This window comes from Pseudomonas sp. GL-RE-26, assembly GCF_019956275.1.
Lineage (GTDB): Bacteria > Pseudomonadota > Gammaproteobacteria > Pseudomonadales > Pseudomonadaceae > Aquipseudomonas > Aquipseudomonas grandcourensis.
Window position 1 is genome coordinate 184,665 of record NZ_JAHBDI010000077.1, and the last position, 20,850, is coordinate 205,514.

Here is a 20,850-nt window from a genome sequence, read left to right on the forward strand (position 1 = left end):
AATTAACCCAGCAGCTTCAGCACAGCCGATGGCAGCTGGTTAGCCTGGGACAGGATCGCAGTGGAAGCCTGTTGCAGGGTTTGTTGCTTGGTCAGCTGAGCAGTTTCGGCCGCGAAATCAACGTCCTGGATCACGCCACGTGCAGCAGTGGAGTTGTCCGAGATGCTGCGCAGGTTCGACACGGTGCTGTCGAAACGGTTTTGTACCGCACCGAGGTCAGCGCGCTGGGAGTCGATGTTGGCAATTGCCTGGCTGATCACGTCAACAGCGTTTTGCGCGTTGGCGGCAGTGGTCACGTCAGTGTTGCTGACAACTGTTTTGGCCGAGCTGGCAGAAGTAGCTGCAGCAGCACCGAACAAGCCACCAACGCCGGCACCGGACATCGAGTAGCTGTTGGTGGAGTTCAGCGAGATAGCACCAGTAGCGATGATTGGACCAGCACCTACAACGAGCGGGGTGGAGGTACTGAGGACACCGGCACCGTTTTTCGCTGCAACCCCGATGAGGGCGGCGTTGGCGTTACCATTGGTGAAGCTCAGGTTTTCACCGGTATCGGATTTCACCGACAGGGCCTGAGTCGAGGAATCGTAGTTAACGCTGATGCCCAGTTTTGCGGCGTTGGACTTCAACTGATCCGCCAGATCGGAGGTGCTAGTCAAGCCGGTGAAGCTGACGGTTGCACCACCTACGGTCAGGTCGAAGGCAGCAGGAGTTGCAGCAGCAGCAGTTACAGTGAATGCAACTTCAGTACTGGCGGTTGCACCCAGACCACCTACAGCACCGTTCAACTTGGCAGCAATGGTCTTGGCCGAATCACCAACAGCCACGGCAATTGCAGCGCTGGTTTGACCGCCGCCTGTAACAGTAATAGGGCCGCCAGTCAGACCACCAGTAGCACTCGGTGCGTTTGTTACGCTTTTCAGTTGCTGCGAACCAACGTTGTTTGCCGCTACGTTGCCCAGAGTCATGTTGATGGTCTGGTTGGCGTTAGCACCCACTTGGAAAGCGGTAGTACCGAAAGAACCGTCCAGCAGGTTACGACCACCGAAAGTAGTGGTGGTAGCGATACGGGTCAGTTCGGAAGTCAGAGCCGAGTACTCGGCGTTGTTCGACTTACGGTCTTCAGCGCTTGGCGAGCCGTTCGCGGAAGCCAGAGCCAGGGTACGCATTTTTTGCAGGATGTTGGTGGATTCCTGCATCGCGCCTTCAGCCGTTTGCGCGATGGAGATACCGTCACCGGCGTTCTTGATGGCAGTGCCCAGGCCGTTGATCTGGCTGGTCAGACGGTTGGAAATCTGCAGGCCGGCAGCGTCGTCTTTAGCGCTGTTGATACGCAGGCCGGAGGACAGGCGCTGCATGGAGGTCTGCAGGTTACCGGAAGCTTTGTTCAGGTTGTTCTGAACGGTCAAGGAAGCAAGGTTGGTGTTTACGGTTAAAGCCATGACGAAATCCTCGTTGGATGGATACTGCGGCTTCCGGCCCTGGCTACCGCCTGGTGTGGCCTAGAGAACCTACGTAATAGTTATCGTCGTGAAGAGGCTTTGCTTGAGCGGTTTTTTGCAAATTTTTAGTGGCAGCGTGCCAGCCCTTTATTTTCAAGGCTTTACAGCCAGAAAATCGGCGCCATAAAAAAGCAAAACGCCCGGCAACTTACGTTACCGGGCGTTTTTTATGCCTGTATTCCAGCTATCAACCGCGATAGAGAATCGCCGAGCCCCAGGATAGACCTACCCCGAAGCCGCTGATGGCCACGCGCGTCCATTTCGAATCGAACACATGGTTTTGCAGCAGCAGCGGAATGCTGGAGGAAACCGTGTTGCCGGTTTCGAGCATGTCCTTGACGAACTTCTCCGGCTCACCTTCTTCGAAGCGGCGCGCTACGGCATCGACGATGGCCGCGCTGCCCTGGTGAATGCAGAAGGCATCGATGTCGCTGGCCTGCAAGTTCGACTCATCCAGCAGCTCATGCAAATGCGCCGGGACTTTCAACAAGGCGAAGTTGAAGACCTGGCGGCCATTCATGAAGAACACACCGTCGGTGACCTTCAGGTGCGGCGCGCCAGAACCGTCGGTGCCGAACTTCGACTTGCCCAGCTGCCAGACAGCGTTTTCGCCCATCCAGGTCGCAGTGGCGGCATCACCGAACAACATGGTGGTGTTGCGGTCTTCCGGGTCGACGATCTTCGAATACGGATCGGCGGTGATCAGCAAGCCGTTTTTCAGACCTGCCGCTTCCATGAAGCCTTTGATCGCGTAGATGCCGTACACATAGCCGGAACAGCCCAGGGAAATATCGAAAGCGGCGACATGGGTCGGCAGGCCCAGCTTGTCTTGAACAATCGCTGCGGTGTGCGGCAACCCTTCTTCATCACCGTTCTGGGTGACGACGATCAGGCAATCGATGGCTTCACGTTTGAGCTCGGGGCTGGCGGCGAACAGCGCTTTGGCGGCTTCGACACACAGATCGGACGTTTCCTGATCGGCATCCATACGCGGCAAAAACGCCGAACCGATCTTGCCAAGGATGAAGGTTTCGTCCTTGTCGAACTTTGCACCCTGGGCGTAGTTATCAACCCCGGCTGCCGGCACGTAACTCGCAATATTTTTTATGCCAATCATTATGGCTTCCCAATAATAAACAGCTGAACATCGCCGCTCGCTGAATCGAGGGCGTCTACAGTCAGGGCCTGGCATCGTCGGCGCTCAAGCAAACAGCTTGAACAGTCCGCCACCTTTCACCGCCCGCAGACAGGATACAGTGAAGATGCGCGTTTTGACTGGCGGGTCACTCAGAGATCAGTGCTTTATTTGATTTTATGGTCCGGATCCCGCCCCACCCTGCTATGCGACGAGCCGAAAAAAGGCAAAAAAAAGCCAGTCCCCCATGAAAGGGACTGGCCGCGAGCGGTCAAGACCGACTCAAAGCTTGTTGAACAGACTCAACTGGGAAACCTTGGCAAACGCCAGTTGCGCGGCCTGCAGCATGGTCTGCTGCAAGGTCAGGCGCGTCAGCACTTCCGCCGGGTCGGTGTTCTTGATCGAGTTGCCGGTCGATTCGTTGATCAGGCCGGAACTCGTGTTCTGATCTGCCTGCATATCCATCACATTGCCCCGTGCACCGATCGCACCACGCGCCATGTCGACCTGGTTCTTGGAATTGTTCAGGTTGGCAATGGCGGAAGCGACGGTGTCTTCCATAAAACGCTGGGCGACAGGGTTGCCTTGGGTCGGCGCGTCGAGCGCCGAACGCAGCTGGCTGATGGTATCAAGCACGTTCTGGGTCTGGTGGGTATTGACCGCGATGTCGAACTGATCACCTGCCGCCGGAGTCGGCGGTGTGCCGCCCAAAGTGAAGCTGACACCCGCCGCCGTCGCCACGCCTGCCACTACAGTCCCTGTGGTAACCGGGGTACTGGTGCTGGTCAGTGGGCGCGCGTACAGCTCGAAGGCTCCAGGACCGGTGAACTTCAGGACTGCGCCGCCTTCAGGGAAGAAGCTCTTGTAGTCGGCAGCGTTGGTTACCGTAGTCTGGGCAATGATCGCCGTCGATGGGTTGTTCGGAGCGCGGTTGGCGACGAAGCTGTCCGGCTTGGCCGTCAACTGGAAGCTGTGACCGGCGATCACGGCGTCGGCACTGGCGGAGTCGGCAGGTGTGTCACCCGGCTGGAAAGTGATGTCCAGCTTAAAAGTCACACCACGGAAGTTGACGTCGGAACCGCCTTTGGCACTCGGATCAAACTTGCCACCACCGGTCGCTTCCGCCGTCACGTCATTACCCAGCGCATCGGTAATCACGAACTGGGTACTGCTGGTGAACGACATGGTGTAAGGCTGACCGTTGCGGAAACTCGCATCGAAGGCCGGACCGGAATTTACCAGTCCCGGGGACAAGTCCACCCGCCCGTCATTAACGGCAGGTGCTGTCATCGTGGTCGAACTGCGGGCGGCATTGATTGCCTGCTGGAAAACGTCCCAACCGGTATCGTTCAGGCCCAGGGACATCGAATCGCCGATCTTCAGTTCCAGCTGGGTCTGGTCGCCCTGATAGCTGTAAGTGCCGTCACTGTTGTGTACAAACGGCTGAGTGTTGTTACTCGCACCGGAGAAAATGTACTTGCCGCTGGCATCCTTGCTGTTCATCAGGCTTAGCAATTGCTCTTCGGACTGCTTGAGTTCGGCGGCGATGGATTTACGGTCATCGTCGTTCAACGAACCGCCACCGGCTCGTATCGCCAACTCACTGACTTTTTGCAGCACGTTGTTGATGCTGTCCAGCACGCTCTCTTCCTGCGCCTGCGCCGTGTTCAACGCGCTGATGTTGGTGGTGTATTGCCCCAACATGGCTTTTTGCTGCTCGAGTTGCAGCAACCGCGCCGCGCCGACAGGATCGTCCGCCGCGGTCTCGAGCTTCACGCCGCTGCTGGCCTGCTCGGCCGTCTTCATCACATTGTTGAGGTTACGAGAATAGTTGGCGGCCGTCGTGGCGTAATACTGTGCTGTAGAAATGCGCATGTTCTACGGCTCCTTAAAGGGCATTGATCAGGGTGCTGAAAATTTCCTGCGCAGTCTTGATGATCTGCGAAGAGGCCGTGTAGTACTGCTGGAACTTGGTCAGGTTGCCAGCCTCTTCATCGAGATCGACACCAGACAGCGAGTCACGGGCGTTTCGAGCGCCAGTCAAGATGGTATCGGTAGCCGTTGCATCCAGTTGCCCCTGCTTGGTCAGCGAGCCGACCTTCGATACCAGACCACCATACGCATCGGTAAAGCTCACACCCGGACTGGTCGCAGTTGCACCGACTGTCGCCTTGGTTTGCAGACCGAGCAAGGCCTGGGCGTTGCGGTTGTCGGTACTGTCGGCCGCAGTCATGGAAATGTTGAAGCTGTCCCCCGAAGCAGGGCTGCCGCTGACGGTCATTCCCACATTGAAGGTTTTGGCGTTGCCACCGGCATCGGTGTAAGGCACTGCGATACTCAGGTCGTTGTTCTGACCTGGCACAATGTTGCCGGTACCGATGCTGTTGCCCTTGGAATCGAACACTTCATAAGCGGTAGCACTGGTCATCAGCATGCGCACGGGCATCGATGTCTTGACCGCCGTCTGCACTTCCAGGCGCTGGACCGGATCGTAGATATCCAGAGTGGTGGTCAAGTTCGGCTGGCTGACAGCACCGGTGCCGCCATTCCCCGAGGCCTTGGTGGAGGTCAGCGGTGCGGACGTAGCCAGGGTTTTGGTATCGGTCATGACCGTGGTCATGTCCGCAGCACCGCTACGGGTCGGGGTAATCTTGAAGGAGTCCCCGACAGCGACCGAACCACTGTTCAAGCTCAGGCTCAATCCATCGATGACCGGGTCGGCCGCAGGAGGCGTGGCGAAAGCGAAGTTACCCATGTCGGTGTTATCCGACAGTCGGCGTACGTTGTAGCCCGTGGCGGTGACTGTGACCTGATAATCACTGGCTTGCAGCTTGCTGGTGTCTTTGATGGTGACATTCAGATTGCCGGACGCCGGATTGTTGTTGGCACTGGCAATACTGCGCTGGCTGATGGCCGCCGCGCTATTGATGTTGTTGAACAGTGCCGCACCGAAGTTACCGCTCTGATCCAGGCCCTGCCCCAGCTGCTTGTTGACCTGATCGGCCACAACCATGGCGATACGCCCCAGGTTGTTAACCGCGGGCGTCAGAACTTCAGTGCGATAGCGCAACAATCCACCCATCTGGCCGCCGCTCATCACACCCGTGATATCGATCGACGAACTACCTCGATCCATGATGATCGAGGCACGAGTAGGGTCGGCCGGGTCGACCGCCACGCGCAATTTATTGACCGTGTCGCCGATAACCAACGGCTGGCCGCTACCCAGGTAGATATCCAGTCGGCCGTCGGTTTCGGTGACCTGTGTGCCAACCAGTTCGTTGAGCTGGCGGATAGTTTCGTTACGCTGATCCAGCAATTCATTGGGCGTTCCACCCGAACTACTGACTTCACCAATTTTTTTGTTGTAGGCCGCAACGGTCGACGCCAGTTTGTTGACCTGATCGGCCATCGAGCCCAACTGATCATTGATGTACGACCCCTGCTGCTTCAACTGCTGGGACATCGCATTGAAACGGCTGCTCAAGCCCTGGGCATTGGTCAACAAAGCCTGGCGCGAAGCATTGTCGTTGGCGTTGCCGGACAACGTTTGCAGTGACGAGAAAAATGACTGCAGTGTCTTGGTAATACCGGTACCACTGTCGGACAGCAACTTGTCCACTTGCGTCGCCTGCCCAAGATAAGCCTGCGCATCGCCGTTAAGCGAAGTGGTGGTCTGCAATTGTGCATCAAGGTAGCTGTTATAGACCCGACGCACATCAGCCAGAGTAGTGCCAGTGCCGATGAACACATTGCCATTCTGTATAGAGCTTTTGGTGCCCTGGACAGTTTGCTGGCGCGAGTACCCGACGGTATCGACGTTGGAAATGTTATTACCCGTAGTCACCAACGAAGCGTGACTGGCGGACAAACCCGACATCCCGATATTGAGCAAACTCATGGTTCAAACCTTATACCTTGTGCCTATAAAGGCGTGGTGGAAACGCCCGCCGCAGCGTAGTTCTGGTAACTCGTCATCTGCTTGGCTATCTGCGAAATCTTGCTTGCGTAGTCCGGGTCGGTTGCGTAACCGGCCTTCTGCAACTCGCGTACAAACTGTTCTGGGTTATCGGCCGACTTCACGACATCTTGATAGCGATTGTTGGTCTGCAGCAAAGTCACAAGGTCATGGAAACTGTCCTTGTAGGAGTCGTAGGAACGGAACTCGGCCGTCTCCTTGACCATCTGCCCATCCCTGAATTCGCTGGTGATCGCCCGCGCCGAACTGCCCTGCCAGCTATTGCCGGCCTTGATGCCGAACAGGTTGTGGCTGCTGCTGCCGTCCTGAGCACGCATGACCGACTTGCCCCAGCCGGTTTCCAGGGCCGCCTGGGCCACCAGATAACGTGGATCGACACCGATGCGGGCAGCCGCTTCTTTGGCCATCGGCAACATGGTGTTGACGAACTGGTCGGCGGAACTGAAGGCTTTCTTCGCCGGCGCCAACGGAATCTGCGCCATGGCGCGACCATAGATCTGCATGCCGCCACTGGAGGCTTGCTGCGCGCTCGCCAGCCAGTCGCCGTTGTACAGCGGTCCCGTGCCGGTGCTTGTCGCGCGCTCAGGCAACGGTGTCTTGTTGATCGCCGTGGCAGCGGTCGTCGCCGAAGGCACCAGCCCGGCCAACAACCGATCAGCCAGTTTCGGCGGCAATGCCAGGCGCCGCTGATTGATCAGCGCCATGTCATTGCGATGGGCACCCTCGCCCGCTTCTTGCGGAGCGTGAACTGACCGAGAAGCCCACAACGGACGCTGACCATTGACCCGCGACAACGGGCCATTGATTGCCACCGTGCCTGCCGCCACCGGTGTTTGAGCGGCAGCCTTGGCAGCCTCTTGCTTGGCCAGCGACGCAGCGGCGGCCTCACCTGGGGCCATTGGTTTGTTCTTTGACATCTGGCGCATCAGCACGTCCGCCAGGCCGATACCTCCGCCCTCGCGGGACATGGAAACGGCCAGTTGCTGGTCGTACATTTCCTGGTACTGCTTGGCGGCCGGCGTGTTCATCGGATTGTCCTGCCCCAGCGCTTCGGTTGCCGAGCGCATGGACTTGAGCATCTCACCGAGGAACAGCGATTCGAACTCCTGCGCCACCTTGCGCATGTTGCCGTCGCTGTTCTTGTCGCCGACCTTGAGCTGATTCAGGCGATTGAGGTCCGAATAGGAGCCTGAATCGCTGCTGCTGACCTGACCGCTCTTGCGCATATCCACGATGGCCGTCCTCAGATCACGATCAGATCGGCTTGCAGGGCGCCGGCCTGCTTCAGCGCTTCGAGGATCGCCATCAAGTCACCCGGCGCCGCGCCGACCTGGTTCACCGCCCGCACGATCTCGTCGAGGGTGGTGCCTGGGCCGAACTTGAACATCGGCTTGGCTTCCTGCTGGGCGTTGACCTTCGAACGCGGCACCACCGCCGTCGTGCCATTGGACAGAGGGCCGGGTTGGCTGACGATCGGGTCTTCGGTAATGGTCACGGTCAGGCTGCCGTGGGTCACGGCGGCCGGGGAAACCTTGACGTTCTGGCCGATCACGATGGTGCCGGTACGGGAGTTGATGATGACTTTCGCCACCGCCTGGCCCGGATCGATTTCGAGGTTTTCCAGGATCGACAGGTAGTCGACCCGCTGGCTCGGATCGAGCGGCGCGGTCACACGAATCGAACCGCCGTCGATGGCCTGGGCCACGCCAGGGCCGAGCATGTTGTTGATCTTGTCGACGATGCGCTTGGCGGTGGTGAAGTCGGAACGGTTGAGGTTCAGCGTCAGGCTGTTGCCCTGGTTGAATCCGCTCGGCACCGCACGCTCCACCGACGCACCACCCGGGATGCGACCGGCCGACGGAACGTTGACGGTGATCTTCGAGCCGTCTCGCCCTTCCGCATCGAAACCACCGACCACCAGGTTGCCCTGGGCCACCGCATAAACGTTGCCATCGATACCCTTGAGTGGCGTCAGCAGCAAGGTGCCGCCGCGCAAGCTCTTGGAGTTACCGATGGACGAAACGGTGATGTCGACCTGCTGACCCGGCTTGGCGAACGCCGGCAAATCGGCGCTGATCGACACCGCCGCGACGTTCTTCAACTGCACGTTGCCAGAACCCGGCGGCACCTTGATGCCGAACTGCGAGAGCATGTTGTTGAAGGTCTGCAGGGTGAACGGGGTCTGCGTCGTCTGGTCGCCGGTGCCGTTGAGCCCGACCACCAGGCCGTAGCCGATCAATTGGTTGGAGCGCACGCCGGAAATGCTGGCGATGTCCTTCAGGCGCTCGGCTTGAGCGTTGAAGGCTGCCGACAGCAAGAGCCCGGCCACCAAGAGACTTCTGAAATTCAACATGGCCACCTAGAAAGGGAACAGCGGGCTGAGGAAGAAACGGTCGAACCAGCCTGGCTGACTCGCATCGGCAAACGAACCGGTGCCCGAGTAGGTGATGCGCGCATCGGCGACACGGGTCGACGGCACGGTGTTGTCGGTAGAGATGTCATCGGCGCGAACAAGGCCGGCAATCCGCACCAGTTCATCGCCGGTGTTGAGGGTCATCCACTTCTCACCGCGCACCGCGATGATGCCGTTGGGCAATACATCGGCGACGGTGACCGTGATCGAACCGGTCAGGGTGTTGCCCTGCGCCGCCTTGCTGTCACCCTTGGTCGCGCGGTCGCCTTCATAGCTGGCGTCCAGGCTCAGGTCACCACTGCCAAACGGGTTGTTGGTGTTGGGGGTGGAGCCGAACAGCGAGGTCAGGCCGATGCTGGCCTTGCTGTTCTTGCCAATTTGCGAGTTGGCGTTTTTGCTGGCCTGGGTCCTTTCGTTCAGGGTGATGGTGATGATGTCACCGATCCGGAACGCCTTGCGGTCGCCGTAGAGGTTCTGTTCGAAACCGGCCTGATAGATCGAGCCGTTGTTCGCAGCTGCCGGCAACGGCGTGCGCGGCAACACCGGAGCGTAGTAAGGGTCATTGGGCTTGGGCGTCGCAGGCACGCAGCCTGCGAGCGCGGTGATCCCACTCAGTGCCAGAACAGATACGTAGCGATTCATGACCCTACCTCACGGTGTTGCAGGCGACCCGATGGCCGCCACATAGACTTGATTACAGATTCTGCGTTACGAACGAGAGCATCTGGTCGGCGGTGGAGATCACCTTGGAGTTCATCTCGTAGGCGCGCTGGGTGGTGATCATGTTGACCATCTCCTCAACGGTGCTGACGTTGGACGTTTCCAGGGTGTTCTGCAGCATGGTGCCGAAACCGTTCAGGCCTGGTGTGCCGACTTGCGGCGCGCCACTGGCGGCGGTTTCCAGGAACAGGTTGTTGCCCACTGCCTGCAGGCCGGCCGGGTTGATGAAGTCGGCGGTTTGCAGGTTGCCGATCACCTGGGCAGCCGGGTTGCCGGCAACGGTGATGGACACGGTGCCGTCGCGGCCGACCGTGAAGGTCTGCGCGTCGTTCGGAATGACAATGGCCGGTTCCAGGGCAAAGCCGCTGGCGTTGACGATCTGGCCGTTGGAGTCCAGGTGGAACGTACCGTCACGGGTGTAGGACGTGGTGCCGTCCGGTTGCAGGATCTGGAAGAAACCGCGGCCGTCGATGGCCATGTCCAGTGGCTGCTCGGTGGTTTGCAGGCTGCCGGCGGTGAAGTTTTTCTGGGTGCCGACGATGCGCACACCGGTACCCAGTTGCAGACCCGACGGCAGTTCGCTGTCCTGGGTCGACTGGGCGCCTGGCTGACGCTTGATCTGGTAGAGCAGGTCCTGGAACTCGGCGCGGTCACGTTTGAAACCCGTGGTCGACACGTTGGCCAGGTTGTTGGAAATGGTGGTCAGGTTGGTGTCCTGGGCGGACAGACCTGTCTTGGCAACCCATAGAGCCGGAAGCATTCGATTCTCCTCGTGCGCCTGTTTTACGGCGCGACGTTCTGGTAATTAGCTGATCTGCAAGACCCGAGCCATGGCCTGGTCATCGTCTTTGGCGGTGTTCATCATCTTGATGTGCAGCTCGAACTGCTTGGACAAGGCCAGAACCGAGGTCATTTCTTCCACGGCATTGACGTTGCTCGACTCGAGGAACCCGGACACCAGCTTGACGTTGGCATCGGCCTGCGCAGGCGCGCCGTCCTTGGTGTGGATCGAACCATCCAGGCCCTTGGTCATGTTCTTGAGGTCCGGGTTGACCAGCTTGATTCGGTCGACTTCAGCCATTACCCGAGGACCTTCGCCCATCGCGCGGATGCTGATGGTGCCGTCCTCGCCGACTTCGATCTGCTGCTCTGGCGGCACCGCAATCGGCCCGCCATTGCCCATGACCGGCATGCCGTTGCCGGCACGCAGCACGCCCAGGGCGTCAACGTTCAGGCTGCCGGTGCGCACGTAGCTTTCACCGCCATCGGGCGTCTGCACGGCAATCCAGCCGCCACCTTGCACGGCAACGTCGAGGTCGCGACCGGTTTCCACCAGTGAACCCGGGGAGAAATCCGTGGCCGGGCGTTCGGACATGGCAAACGCACGCGCCGGAAAGCTGTCACCGAACACCGGCATCGAACGGGCCTGCTCCAGGTCTTTCTGGAAGCCGTTGGTGGAGATGTTCGCGAGGTTGTTGGCATGAGCCTTTTGCGCCAGTGCATTCTGGCTGGCGCCGGTCATTGCCACATAAAGGTACTTGTCCACAATTGTTCCTCTGCCTGCCGGACGTTTGCCGTCCACTGCTGTACTGCTGAGCCATAAGCAATTTGCAGACCAACTTGTTTTTGACGGAGCGAGGCCCGGCAAACAGGGGGCTTGGGGGATTCAGAGGGGATTGGTGATTTGTATCAGAGACGAAAAACCGGCGGTGTCATGCCGGTGGGTGGCAAGAGTTCACCTCATTATCCTGTGGCGAGGGGGCTTGCCCCCGTTCGACTGCGGAGCAGTCGTAAATCCGGGCAACTCGGTGGATCTGAAAGATTGCGGGGGGCTGCTTCGCAACCCAACGGGGGCAAGCCCCCTCGCCACAAAAGCTCGACCACCAGAGACTCAGGTGTTGTCCTTGCCCACCTCATACTCGCGCAACTTGTTGGCAATGGTGGTATGCGAAACCCCGAGCCGCTTGCCCAGTTGCCGACTGCTTGGATGCTCGGAATACAGCCGCTCCAGCACCGCCTTCTCGAAACGCCCGACGATCTCGTCCAGCCCACCCTCCAGCGAAAAATCGCCAAGGGGCTGACGCACACCATAATCCGGCAGGCGAATGTGCTCGGCCTTGACCGTTCCGCCATCGCACAGGGAAACCGCCTGGAACAGCACGTTCTCCAGTTGCCGCACGTTACCCGGCCAATGGTAGTGACTGAGCCGCTCCATGGCCGCCGGGGCCAATTTCGGCAACGGACAACCAATCTGTCGGCTGGCCTGATCGAGGAAGTGCTCCACCAGCGGCGTCAAACCGTCGAGACATTCGCGCAACGGCGGGATGTGCAGCGACAACACATTCAAGCGGTGATAGAGGTCCTGGCGGAACTCGCCGCGAGCGCACAATTCGGACAGGTCGACCTGGGTCGCGCAGATCACTCGCACGTCGAGGTAGACCTCCTCATCGCTGCCTACTCGGCGGAAGCAGCCGTCCTGCAAAAAGCGCAGCAATTTCACCTGCAAGCGCGGGCTCATTTCCCCGACGCCATCGAGAAACAGCGTGCCGCCCGCCGTCAGTTCCAGCAGCCCGAGCTTGCCTTCGGCCCGCGCCCCTTCGAAGGCACCGGGGCCGTAACCGAACAATTCTGTCTCGGCCATGGACTCAGGCAGACCGGCGCAATTGAGCGCCATCAATGGCGACTGCCCTCGAGGACTGGCCAAGTGGCAAGCCCGCGCGAGCAGCTCTTTGCCGGTGCCGGTCTCCCCCTCGATCAATAGCGGCGCATCCAGTGGCGCCATGCGCCGGGCTTCGCGCACCACGGCGGCCATGACTTTCGAGCTTTGGAAGATACTGTCGAAGCCACGCAATTCCTGCTTGCGCACGTTGTAGATGCGCTCGCCCACCCGGTCGGCGCGGTGCAATGTCAGCACCGCACCGGCCATGGCCTCGCTGTCGTCATGCTCCGATTGCAGCGGCGCGATGTCGGCCAGAAACACGTCACCCTTGACCTTGACCCGCAGCCCGTTGATCCGCGACTTGTTGGCCCGTACCAGTTCCGGCAAATCGAAATCCTCGGCGTAGCGCGACAGGGGAATCCCCGGCACCTCGTCGACCCGCACCCCGAGCAACTGCGCCGCTGCCCGGTTGGCCGCGACGATGGAACCGCCCATGTCGATCGACAGCACCGGAAACTCCAGCGCACCGAGCAGTGCATTGAGCTCCATGTGCCGACGCTCGCTGGGCATCAGCCCTACACGCTTGACGCCAAACACTCCGGCAATCGCTTCGAATTTCGGGCGCAAGGCCTGGAACTGAATGTTGATCAGGTTCGGGCAATGCAGGTAGATGGCGTTGCCATGCTCACCGCCTACCTCACCGCGGGCCACGTTGATCCCGTACTCCACCAAAAGGTTGAGAATGTCGCGCAGGATGCCGATGCGGTTCTGGCAGTGGACTTTGATACGCATGAAAAAGGCCCAAACAGTGAAGGACGAGGCCAATGGCAGGGATTTTTCTGCATGGGCGCTCAGATAGTCGTCAAGATTATGTGACAGGAAAGACGCTTTTCAAACCCGAAAATCTCAGCCACCGCGCAATAATCGCCAGCTCGTAACGAAAACTTTACGATTATCGAGGAATTTTCCTACGCATCACGCCGGACACCTGCTGCAACAGTGCAATCCTTGGAGTATTTCTAGGTCCATAGCAGTACATAACAAGAACGAAATCCCCTAGCAGGAGAGCAGCATGAAGCAGACGCAATACGTGGCTCGCGAGCCCGATGCGCAAGGTTTTATCGACTACCCCGCCGAAGAACACGCGGTGTGGAACACGCTGATCACTCGTCAACTGAAAGTGATCGAAGGGCGTGCGTGCCAGGAGTACCTGGACGGTATCGAAAAACTCGGTCTGCCCCACGACCGCATTCCTCAACTCGGCGAAATCAACAAGGTCCTCGGTGAAACCACCGGCTGGCAAGTTGCCCGGGTTCCCGCACTGATTCCCTTCCAGACCTTTTTCGAATTGCTGGCCAGCAAGCAGTTTCCGGTGGCGACCTTTATTCGTACCCGCGAAGAACTGGACTACCTGCAAGAGCCGGACATTTTCCACGAGATCTTCGGTCACTGCCCGCTGCTGACCAACCCGTGGTTCGCCGAGTTCACCCACACCTACGGCAAGCTCGGCCTCAAGGCGACCAAGGAAGAACGCGTCTACCTGGCGCGCCTGTACTGGATGACCATCGAGTTCGGCCTGGTCGACACCCCGCAAGGCCAGCGCATCTACGGCGGCGGCATCCTGTCTTCTCCGAAGGAAACCGTGTATTGCCTGTCGAACGAGCCTGAACATCAAGCCTTCGACCCGCTGGAATGTATGCGCACGCCGTACCGCATCGACATCCTGCAGCCGCTGTATTTCGCCTTGCCGAACCTCAAGCGCCTGTTCGACCTGGCCCACGAAGACATCATGGGCATGGTCAAGCAAGCGATGCAGATGGGTCTGCACGCACCGAAATTTCCGCCAAAACCAAAAGCCGCGTGATCCGCCGCTTTTAGAATCAAGTGAGCCTGTCAGAAACCATCGCTTTGGATTAGCGTGGTAGCACTGAGGGCCGATTTCCCAACATTCGATTTCAGGAACACATCATGACCGCATTAACTCAAGCCCATTGCGAAGCCTGCCGCGCCGACGCCCCACAAGTCAGCGACGAAGAACTGCCGATCCTGATCAAGCAGATCCCGGACTGGAACATCGAAGTACGTGACAGCATCATGCAGCTGGAAAAGGTCTTCCTGTTCAAGAACTTCAAGCACGCCCTGGCGTTCACCAACGCCGTCGGTGAAATCTCCGAGGCCGAAGGTCACCACCCGGGCCTGTTGACCGAGTGGGGCAAAGTGACCGTGACCTGGTGGAGCCACTCGATCAAGGGCCTGCACCGCAACGATTTCATCATGGCCGCGCGCACTGACGAAGTAGCCAAGGACGCTGAGGGGCGCAAGTAATGCACTTCGACGCCATCGGTCGAGTGCCTGGCGACCCGATTCTGGGCCTGATGGAGGCCTACGCGCAGGACCCGAACCCGCGCAAGTTCGATTTGGGCGTGGGCGTCTACAAAGACGCCCAGGGCCTGACGCCGATTCTCCAGTCGGTGAAACTTGCCGAGCAGCGCCTGGTGGATCACCAGTCCACCAAGACCTACATCGGTGGTCACGGCGAACCGGCGTTCGGCAAAGCGATCAATGAGCTGGTGCTGGGCGCCGACTCGAAGCTGATCAGCGCACAACGCGCCGGTGCCACCCAGACCCCGGGCGGCACCGGGGCTTTGCGCCTGAGCGCTGACTTCATCGCCCAGTGCCTGCCGGGGCGCGGCGTGTGGTTGAGCAACCCGACCTGGCCGATCCACGAGACGATTTTCGCGGCAGCCAAGGTCAAGGTCAGCCACTACCCGTACGTGGGCAGTGACAACCGTCTCGACGTCGACGGCATGCTGGCGGCGCTCAATGAAGCGCCCAAGGGTGACGTTGTGTTGTTGCACGCCTGCTGCCACAACCCGACCGGTTTCGACCTGTCCCAGGATGACTGGCAGAGGGTGCTGGAGGTAGTACGCAAGCGCGAACTGCTGCCACTGATCGACTTCGCGTATCAAGGATTCGGCGATGGGCTGGAACAGGATGCCTGGTCGACCCGGCTGTTCGCCGCCGAGTTGCCGGAACTGCTGATCACCAGTTCCTGCTCGAAGAACTTCGGTCTGTACCGCGACCGCATCGGCGCGCTGATTGTCTGCGCGAAAACCGCCGACAAGCTCACCGACATCCGCAGCCAGCTGGCCAACATCGCCCGCAACCTGTGGTCGACGCCGCCGGATCATGGTGCGGCAGTGGTCGCAACCATCCTCGGCGACCCGGAGCTGAAAAACCTCTGGGCTGACGAAGTGGAAGCCATGCGCCTGCGTATCGCCCAACTGCGCAGCGGTCTGGTGGAAGCGCTGGAGCCGCACGGTTTGCGCGAGCGCTTTGCGCACATTGGCGTGCAACGCGGGATGTTCTCCTACACCGGCCTGTCGCCCGAGCAAGTGAAGAACCTGCGGGATCATCACAGCGTGTACATGGTCAGCTCCGGCCGGGCCAACGTCGCCGGCATTGATGCCACGCGCCTGGATCTATTGGCCGAGGCGATTGCGAAGGCCTGCAAATAACCTTCAAACACTGCAAATCCCCTGTAGGAGCGAGCCTGCTCGCGATAGCGGTGCATCAGTCGACATCAATGTCGAATGACACTCCGCCATCGCGAGCAGGCTCGCTCCTACAGTTTTTTCTGCGAACTGTTACCGATCTGTCTATACAACCCCATCCGTCGAAACAAATGGATATAAAAGTCCGTTTGTCATTTTCAGTGCTGTATCCTGCCCAGGCTTTTTTAAAGCGCGGATCTACCAGATCTATCAACAGACTTAGCGAGGAGCGCAACCATGCACGAGATTCCTAATCTCCCCTTCCCAAGCCTGCACGTACCTGAGCAGACGACCACGCAGCAAGCCGGAGCTCAACAGCCCCAGCCGAAAGAAGCCACTGACAGCCGCCAGGCTGACAGAGAAGACTGAAACACCCGCCGCACAGACCGTGTGGAAAGCGCTACCATGCGCTTTCCACACTGCCTGAAATGAGCCTGACCATGACCGATGAATTCAGTGAAGCGCAGGCCAGCGTCCTGATCGGCACCGCCGAGAAAATGATCGAGATCTGGAATCGCCTCTCCCCCGAGAAACAAGCCACCTTGCTCGCCCGCTTCGGCACCCAGGAAAATGCGCTGGCCGCCCTGGTCACTACGCAGCTGGTCGCTCCCGCCAAACCTGAATGACACCGCCCGGCAAATAGTTTTACTTTTTCACAACTCAGGACCGTCCACACCGCTATCATAAGCAGCCTATCTATCCTGCTTTACCGTGGACCTTTACCCATGCCCGAAAACCAGCGCCCCCTGGCGGTCACGCTGCAAGTTGTCTCCATCGTCCTTTTCACCTTCATCGGCTACCTGAACATCGGCATCCCCCTGGCCGTATTGCCCGGTTACGTCCACAGTGACCTGGGCTTCGGCGCGGTGATCGCGGGCCTGGTGATCAGCGTGCAATACCTGGCCACCCTGCTCAGCCGCCCCTATGCCGGGAAGATCATCGACAACAAGGGCAGCAAACTGGCTGTGATGTATGGCCTGGCCGGTTGCGGCTTGAGCGGTGTGTTCATGCTGGTGTCGGCCTGGACCCAGAGCCTGCCGACCTTGAGCCTGATCAGCCTGTTGATCGGCCGGCTGGTGCTCGGCAGCGCCGAAAGCCTGGTAGGCTCGGGCTCGATTGGCTGGGGCATCGGCCGGGTCGGCGCGGCGAACACGGCCAAGGTCATCTCCTGGAATGGTATCGCCAGTTATGGCGCACTGGCTGTCGGCGCGCCCTTGGGCGTGTTGCTCGTCCATCGACTGGGCTTGTGGAGCATGGGGGTGAGCATTGTTTTACTGGCCGTGCTCGGCCTGCTGCTGGCCTGGCCGAAAACCGCCGCGCCGATCGTTGCCGGTGAGCGCCTGCCGTTCATGCACGTGCTGGGGCGAGTCTTCCCCCACGGCTGCGGCCTGGCCCTGGGCTCCATCGGTTTTGGCACCATCGCGACCTTCATCACCCTCTATTACGCCACGCAACACTGGGACAACGCGGTGCTGTGCCTGAGCCTGTTCGGCGCCTGCTTCATCGGCGCACGCTTGCTGTTCGGCAACCTGATCAACCGCCTCGGCGGCTTTCGGGTGGCCATTGCCTGCCTGTCAGTGGAAACCCTGGGATTGCTGTTGCTGTGGCTGGCACCGGATGCCCATTGGGCACTGGCGGGTGCGGCGCTGAGCGGCTTCGGCTTTTCGCTGGTGTTTCCGGCACTGGGCGTGGAGGCGGTCAACCTGGTCCCGGCCTCCAGCCGTGGCGCAGCCGTCGGCGCCTATTCGTTGTTCATCGACTTGTCGCTGGGGATCACCGGGCCGCTGGCCGGGGCGATTGCGGCCGGGTTCGGGTTCGCTTCGATCTTCCTGTTCGCTGCCTTCGCCGCCTTGAGCGGATTGATACTGAGCCTTTACTTGTATCGGCAGGCGCCAAAGCAACGAGAAACGCGGGATGCCCGTTAGAAATCGACCTTGCCGCGCCCGGCCTTGATGTTGCCGCGCTTGCTCTTGGACTCGAGGCGACGGGTCTTCGAGCCAAGGGTCGGCTTGGTCGGACGGCGCTTTTTCTCGACCTTGGTGGCACTGAGGATCAACTCGGTCAGCCGCAACAGCGCATCGGCGCGGTTCTGCTCCTGCGTCCGGTACTGCTGGGCCTTGATGATCAACACACCGTCGCTGGTGATGCGGCTGTCGCGCAACGCCAGCAGCCGCTCTTTGTAGAACTCGGGCAAGGACGACGCCGGAATGTCGAAGCGCAGGTGCACGGCACTGGAGACCTTGTTGACGTTTTGCCCACCCGCGCCTTGGGAGCGAATGGCCGTCAACTCGATCTCGGCATCCGGCAGCTGCACGTTGTTGGAAATCACCAGCATGGAAAAGCGTCCGTATTCAGAACGTGCAGGATACCGCGAAAGGGTCGGACAAACGCGATCCCTGTGGGAGCGAGCTTGCTCGCTCCCACAGGGAAATGTGTATGCCCTGAAACAACAAACCCGGCACATGGCCGGGTTTGTTGTGACTGCGCTCTGCGTTTATTTCGCCGAAGAGCCCGCAACCTGCAGTGCATGTTGCGCACTGCGCTTGTTCTTGATGCCGTAGCAGACCCACATGAACACCAGCCACACCGGAATCGCATACACCGATGTCTGGATCCCCGGAATCAGCAGCATCACGCCAAGGATGAACAACACGAACGCCAGGCAGACGTAGTTCCCGTATGGGTACCACAAGGCCTTGAACAGCGGCGTCTGTTTGGTCTTGTTCATATGCTGGCGGAACTTGAAGTGCGAGTAGCTGATCATCGCCCAGTTGATCACCAGGGTGGCCACCACCAGCGACATCAGCAGTTCCAGCGCGTTTTGCGGGATCAGGTAGTTCAGCAGTACCGCGATCAGAGTCACGGCGGCCGAGGCCAGGATCGAACGCACTGGCACGCCGCGCTTGTCGATTTTCGCCAGGGCCTTCGGCGCGTCGCCCTGCTCGGCCATGCCCAGCAGCATGCGGCTGTTGCAGTAGGTGCCACTGTTGTACACCGACAACGCCGCGGTCAGGACCACGAAGTTGAGGATGTGCGCGGCGGTGTTGCTGCCCAGCATCGAGAACACTTGCACGAACGGGCTGCCGCTGTAGGAATCACCGGAGGCATTCAGGGTGGTCAGCAAGCTGTCCCATGGCGTCAGCGACAACAGGATGACCAGGGCACCGATGTAGAAAATCAGGATCCGGTAGATCACCTGGTTGATGGCTTTCGGGATCACGGTTTTCGGCTTGTCGGCTTCGGCTGCGGTGAAACCGAGCATTTCCAGACCACCGAAGGAAAACATGATGAAAGCCATGGCCATCACCAGGCCGTTGACGCCGTTCGGGAAGAAGCCACCGTGGGACCACAGGTTGCTGACCGCTGCTTGCGGGCCGCCATTGCCGCTGACCAGCAGGTAGCTGCCCAGAGCAATCATGCCGACGATCGCCACGACCTTGATGATCGCAAACCAGAACTCAGCCTCGCCAAAGACTTTGACGTTGGCCAGGTTGATGGCGTTGATCAGCACGAAGAAGGCAGCTGCGGAGACCCAGGTCGGGATGTCCGGCGCCCAGTAGTGGATGTATTTGCCGACCGCAGTCAGCTCGGACATGCCCACCAGAATGTACAGAATCCAGCAGTTCCAACCCGACAGGAAGCCGGCAAAGCCGCCCCAGTACTTGTGCGCAAAATGGCTGAAGGAGCCGGCCACCGGATCTTCGACGATCATTTCGCCCAGTTGGCGCATGATCATGAAGGCGATGAAGCCGCAGATGGCGTAGCCGAGGATCATCGACGGGCCGGCGGATTTCAGTACCCCGGCCGAGCCGAGGAACAAGCCGGTACCGATCGCGCCACCGAGGGCGATCAATTGAATATGGCGATTTTTCAGGCCGCGTTTCAGCTCGCCTGATTGCGGGTTTTGTCCACTCATGAAAAGGGTCTCACGCAAGGTTTGATGATGTTCAGTAGACGTTGCTGCTCAAGAAAGGCGTTAAGCGGCACCGATCAAACCCCAGCGCAGGCACCAGGAGTTCAGCGTAATTACAACGGTCATGCGTCACCTGTTTGTTTTTATCTGTGACGAAATCGAACCCGACACGCTCGTGACGCGACGGAGTGAACAAGGCGGATAGCCTTGAGGTGTGCGCAGATGCGCAGGAGGTCACAGGTAAAACGCGGCGCATTGTACACCCGTAACCCCCTGCTGCCAGACACGCTGGACAAGCGTGTCTATGGCCGGGATTGCCTGTGTCCGCCCCGAAGGGCTCGGGCGGCTGCAAAAAATGGGTCAGACCCTTGCGGATCATCGACGGGAAAGGCTGGAAAACCGCCTCTCGCAGAGAGATGGAGATGGACTACGGCGTTCATTGCGCCTCCTTTTTGTTATGCACCTGCACGACAGGCATGGCGCGCATAACACCCTGCATGGAGCGGTGAAACAAGCGGGATAGAGCGCTGGAAGTGGGTAAAAAGATAAAAATGCGTAAGTTTTTCCTTACGACATTCAAGGAGTGGCGATTTCACGGGGTTAATCCGTGGATTTCGTCAGGTTTTCTTTACGGGGCGTAATTCTGACTTTCCACCCTGGACCTCTGGTGTGGCGGCTGAGGCTTTCGCGAGAAGGTGCTCCCTGCCGAGCGCAAAAAAAAAGGTGTGTGGCAACCGCCACACACCGTAATTACCTTCAGTTCAACTTTGTCGAGAAGGCCTCCTTATACCGCCAGAATGAAGTCCGTCTGATCAACGGTCGCGCTGTTGACACCAACAAGGTGAATGGTGTCCGCCCCGATCGCTACCACCGTGTCCGCCCCGTTAGCCGTTATGGTCACGTTGGCAGCGAACGTCGCGCTGTTGATCCCCAGCGCCGTGATATTGAGCAAGTCCTGCCCGGCCGGATTGGCTC

General features: G+C 59.4%; 18 protein-coding genes. 5 read left to right on the forward strand and 13 right to left on the reverse strand.

Annotation, left to right across the window (positions count from 1 at the left end; translation table 11 throughout):
• Nucleotides 1-2: 2 nt before the first annotated feature.
• The 10 genes from KGB07_RS27520 to KGB07_RS27565 form a co-directional block, all read right to left on the reverse strand.
• On the reverse strand, nt 3-1,442 hold the full coding sequence (locus KGB07_RS27520; RefSeq protein WP_046037717.1) for a flagellin: 1,440 nt from the start codon (nt 1,440-1,442) through the stop codon (nt 3-5).
• 247 nt (nt 1,443-1,689) lie between these two features.
• Nucleotides 1,690-2,619, reverse strand: coding sequence for a ketoacyl-ACP synthase III (locus KGB07_RS27525; protein WP_046037718.1), 930 nt, complete (start codon nt 2,617-2,619; stop codon nt 1,690-1,692).
• Between the two features lie 300 nt (nt 2,620-2,919).
• Nucleotides 2,920-4,512 carry a flagellar hook-associated protein 3 gene (locus KGB07_RS27530; RefSeq protein WP_046037719.1) on the reverse strand — a complete coding sequence of 531 codons (1,593 nt, stop codon included), beginning with the start codon at nt 4,510-4,512 and terminating at the stop codon, nt 2,920-2,922.
• Between the two features lie 13 nt (nt 4,513-4,525).
• A complete protein-coding gene (gene flgK / locus KGB07_RS27535) occupies nt 4,526-6,538 on the reverse strand; it encodes a flagellar hook-associated protein FlgK (protein WP_046037720.1) in 2,013 nt (670 codons plus the stop codon).
• Nucleotides 6,539-6,561: 23 nt separating this feature from the next.
• The gene (flgJ, locus tag KGB07_RS27540) at nt 6,562-7,848 is read right to left on the reverse strand and encodes a flagellar assembly peptidoglycan hydrolase FlgJ (protein ID WP_046037721.1); all 1,287 of its coding nucleotides are present in this window, start codon (nt 7,846-7,848) and stop codon (nt 6,562-6,564) included.
• Between the two features lie 11 nt (nt 7,849-7,859).
• Nucleotides 7,860-8,969 carry a flagellar basal body P-ring protein FlgI gene (locus KGB07_RS27545; RefSeq protein WP_046037722.1) on the reverse strand — a complete coding sequence of 370 codons (1,110 nt, stop codon included), beginning with the start codon at nt 8,967-8,969 and terminating at the stop codon, nt 7,860-7,862.
• Between the two features lie 6 nt (nt 8,970-8,975).
• Nucleotides 8,976-9,671, reverse strand: a complete 696-nt coding sequence (flgH, locus tag KGB07_RS27550; RefSeq protein WP_046037723.1) for a flagellar basal body L-ring protein FlgH — start codon at nt 9,669-9,671, stop codon at nt 8,976-8,978.
• Between the two features lie 52 nt (nt 9,672-9,723).
• Nucleotides 9,724-10,509: a flagellar basal-body rod protein FlgG gene (flgG, locus tag KGB07_RS27555; protein WP_046037724.1), complete on the reverse strand. Its 786-nt coding sequence runs from the start codon at nt 10,507-10,509 to the stop codon at nt 9,724-9,726.
• Between the two features lie 45 nt (nt 10,510-10,554).
• On the reverse strand, nt 10,555-11,295 hold the full coding sequence (locus KGB07_RS27560; RefSeq protein ID WP_046037725.1) for a flagellar basal body rod protein FlgF: 741 nt from the start codon (nt 11,293-11,295) through the stop codon (nt 10,555-10,557).
• 345 nt (nt 11,296-11,640) lie between these two features.
• Nucleotides 11,641-13,200, reverse strand: a complete 1,560-nt coding sequence (locus KGB07_RS27565; protein ID WP_046037726.1) for a sigma-54-dependent phenylalanine hydroxylase transcriptional regulator PhhR — start codon at nt 13,198-13,200, stop codon at nt 11,641-11,643.
• Nucleotides 13,201-13,480: 280 nt separating this feature from the next.
• Here KGB07_RS27565 and phhA point away from each other — a divergent pair, with 280 nt between their 5' ends.
• The 5 genes from phhA (at nt 13,481) to KGB07_RS27590 (ending at nt 17,887) form a co-directional block, all read left to right on the forward strand.
• A complete protein-coding gene (gene phhA, locus KGB07_RS27570) occupies nt 13,481-14,272 on the forward strand; it encodes a phenylalanine 4-monooxygenase (RefSeq protein WP_046037727.1) in 792 nt (263 codons plus the stop codon).
• 104 nt (nt 14,273-14,376) lie between these two features.
• A complete protein-coding gene (locus KGB07_RS27575) occupies nt 14,377-14,733 on the forward strand; it encodes a 4a-hydroxytetrahydrobiopterin dehydratase (RefSeq protein ID WP_046037728.1) in 357 nt (118 codons plus the stop codon).
• Nucleotides 14,733-15,926 carry an amino acid aminotransferase gene (locus tag KGB07_RS27580; protein WP_223467209.1) on the forward strand — a complete coding sequence of 398 codons (1,194 nt, stop codon included), beginning with the start codon at nt 14,733-14,735 and terminating at the stop codon, nt 15,924-15,926. Before KGB07_RS27575 ends, KGB07_RS27580 begins: the two co-directional genes overlap by 1 nt.
• Before the next feature lie 476 nt (nt 15,927-16,402).
• The gene (locus KGB07_RS27585; RefSeq protein ID WP_046037768.1) at nt 16,403-16,588 is read left to right on the forward strand and encodes a hypothetical protein; all 186 of its coding nucleotides are present in this window, start codon (nt 16,403-16,405) and stop codon (nt 16,586-16,588) included.
• Between the two features lie 99 nt (nt 16,589-16,687).
• The gene (locus KGB07_RS27590) at nt 16,688-17,887 is read left to right on the forward strand and encodes an MFS transporter (RefSeq protein WP_046037730.1); all 1,200 of its coding nucleotides are present in this window, start codon (nt 16,688-16,690) and stop codon (nt 17,885-17,887) included.
• On the opposite strand, the gene arfB is transcribed toward KGB07_RS27590, so the two are convergent.
• The 3 genes from arfB to KGB07_RS27605 all read right to left on the reverse strand — a co-directional run.
• Nucleotides 17,884-18,297: an alternative ribosome rescue aminoacyl-tRNA hydrolase ArfB gene (arfB, locus tag KGB07_RS27595; protein ID WP_223467211.1), complete on the reverse strand. Its 414-nt coding sequence runs from the start codon at nt 18,295-18,297 to the stop codon at nt 17,884-17,886. The genes KGB07_RS27590 and arfB overlap by 4 nt on opposite strands.
• A 159-nt stretch (nt 18,298-18,456) precedes the next feature.
• Nucleotides 18,457-19,878, reverse strand: a complete 1,422-nt coding sequence (locus KGB07_RS27600; protein ID WP_046037732.1) for an amino acid permease — start codon at nt 19,876-19,878, stop codon at nt 18,457-18,459.
• 781 nt (nt 19,879-20,659) lie between these two features.
• Nucleotides 20,660-20,850 (reverse strand): hypothetical protein (locus KGB07_RS27605; RefSeq protein WP_223467213.1); only part of this gene is annotated, 191 nt, incomplete at its 5' end.

Coding starts and splice junctions, on each gene's coding strand:
- flgH (WP_046037723.1), bottom strand. CDS start 9,671: ATGAATCGCTACGTATCTGTTCTGGCACTGAGTGGGATCACCGCGCTC.
- KGB07_RS27590 (WP_046037730.1), top strand. CDS start 16,688: ATGCCCGAAAACCAGCGCCCCCTGGCGGTCACGCTGCAAGTTGTCTCC.
- KGB07_RS27575 (WP_046037728.1), top strand. CDS start 14,377: ATGACCGCATTAACTCAAGCCCATTGCGAAGCCTGCCGCGCCGACGCC.
- phhA (WP_046037727.1), top strand. CDS start 13,481: ATGAAGCAGACGCAATACGTGGCTCGCGAGCCCGATGCGCAAGGTTTT.
- KGB07_RS27565 (WP_046037726.1), bottom strand. CDS start 13,200: ATGCGTATCAAAGTCCACTGCCAGAACCGCATCGGCATCCTGCGCGAC.
- arfB (WP_223467211.1), bottom strand. CDS start 18,297: ATGCTGGTGATTTCCAACAACGTGCAGCTGCCGGATGCCGAGATCGAG.
- KGB07_RS27545 (WP_046037722.1), bottom strand. CDS start 8,969: ATGTTGAATTTCAGAAGTCTCTTGGTGGCCGGGCTCTTGCTGTCGGCA.
- KGB07_RS27520 (WP_046037717.1), bottom strand. CDS start 1,442: ATGGCTTTAACCGTAAACACCAACCTTGCTTCCTTGACCGTTCAGAAC.
- KGB07_RS27580 (WP_223467209.1), top strand. CDS start 14,733: ATGCACTTCGACGCCATCGGTCGAGTGCCTGGCGACCCGATTCTGGGC.
- KGB07_RS27530 (WP_046037719.1), bottom strand. CDS start 4,512: ATGCGCATTTCTACAGCACAGTATTACGCCACGACGGCCGCCAACTAT.
- flgK (WP_046037720.1), bottom strand. CDS start 6,538: ATGAGTTTGCTCAATATCGGGATGTCGGGTTTGTCCGCCAGTCACGCT.
- KGB07_RS27585 (WP_046037768.1), top strand. CDS start 16,403: ATGACCGATGAATTCAGTGAAGCGCAGGCCAGCGTCCTGATCGGCACC.
- flgG (WP_046037724.1), bottom strand. CDS start 10,509: ATGCTTCCGGCTCTATGGGTTGCCAAGACAGGTCTGTCCGCCCAGGAC.
- KGB07_RS27525 (WP_046037718.1), bottom strand. CDS start 2,619: ATGATTGGCATAAAAAATATTGCGAGTTACGTGCCGGCAGCCGGGGTT.
- KGB07_RS27600 (WP_046037732.1), bottom strand. CDS start 19,878: ATGAGTGGACAAAACCCGCAATCAGGCGAGCTGAAACGCGGCCTGAAA.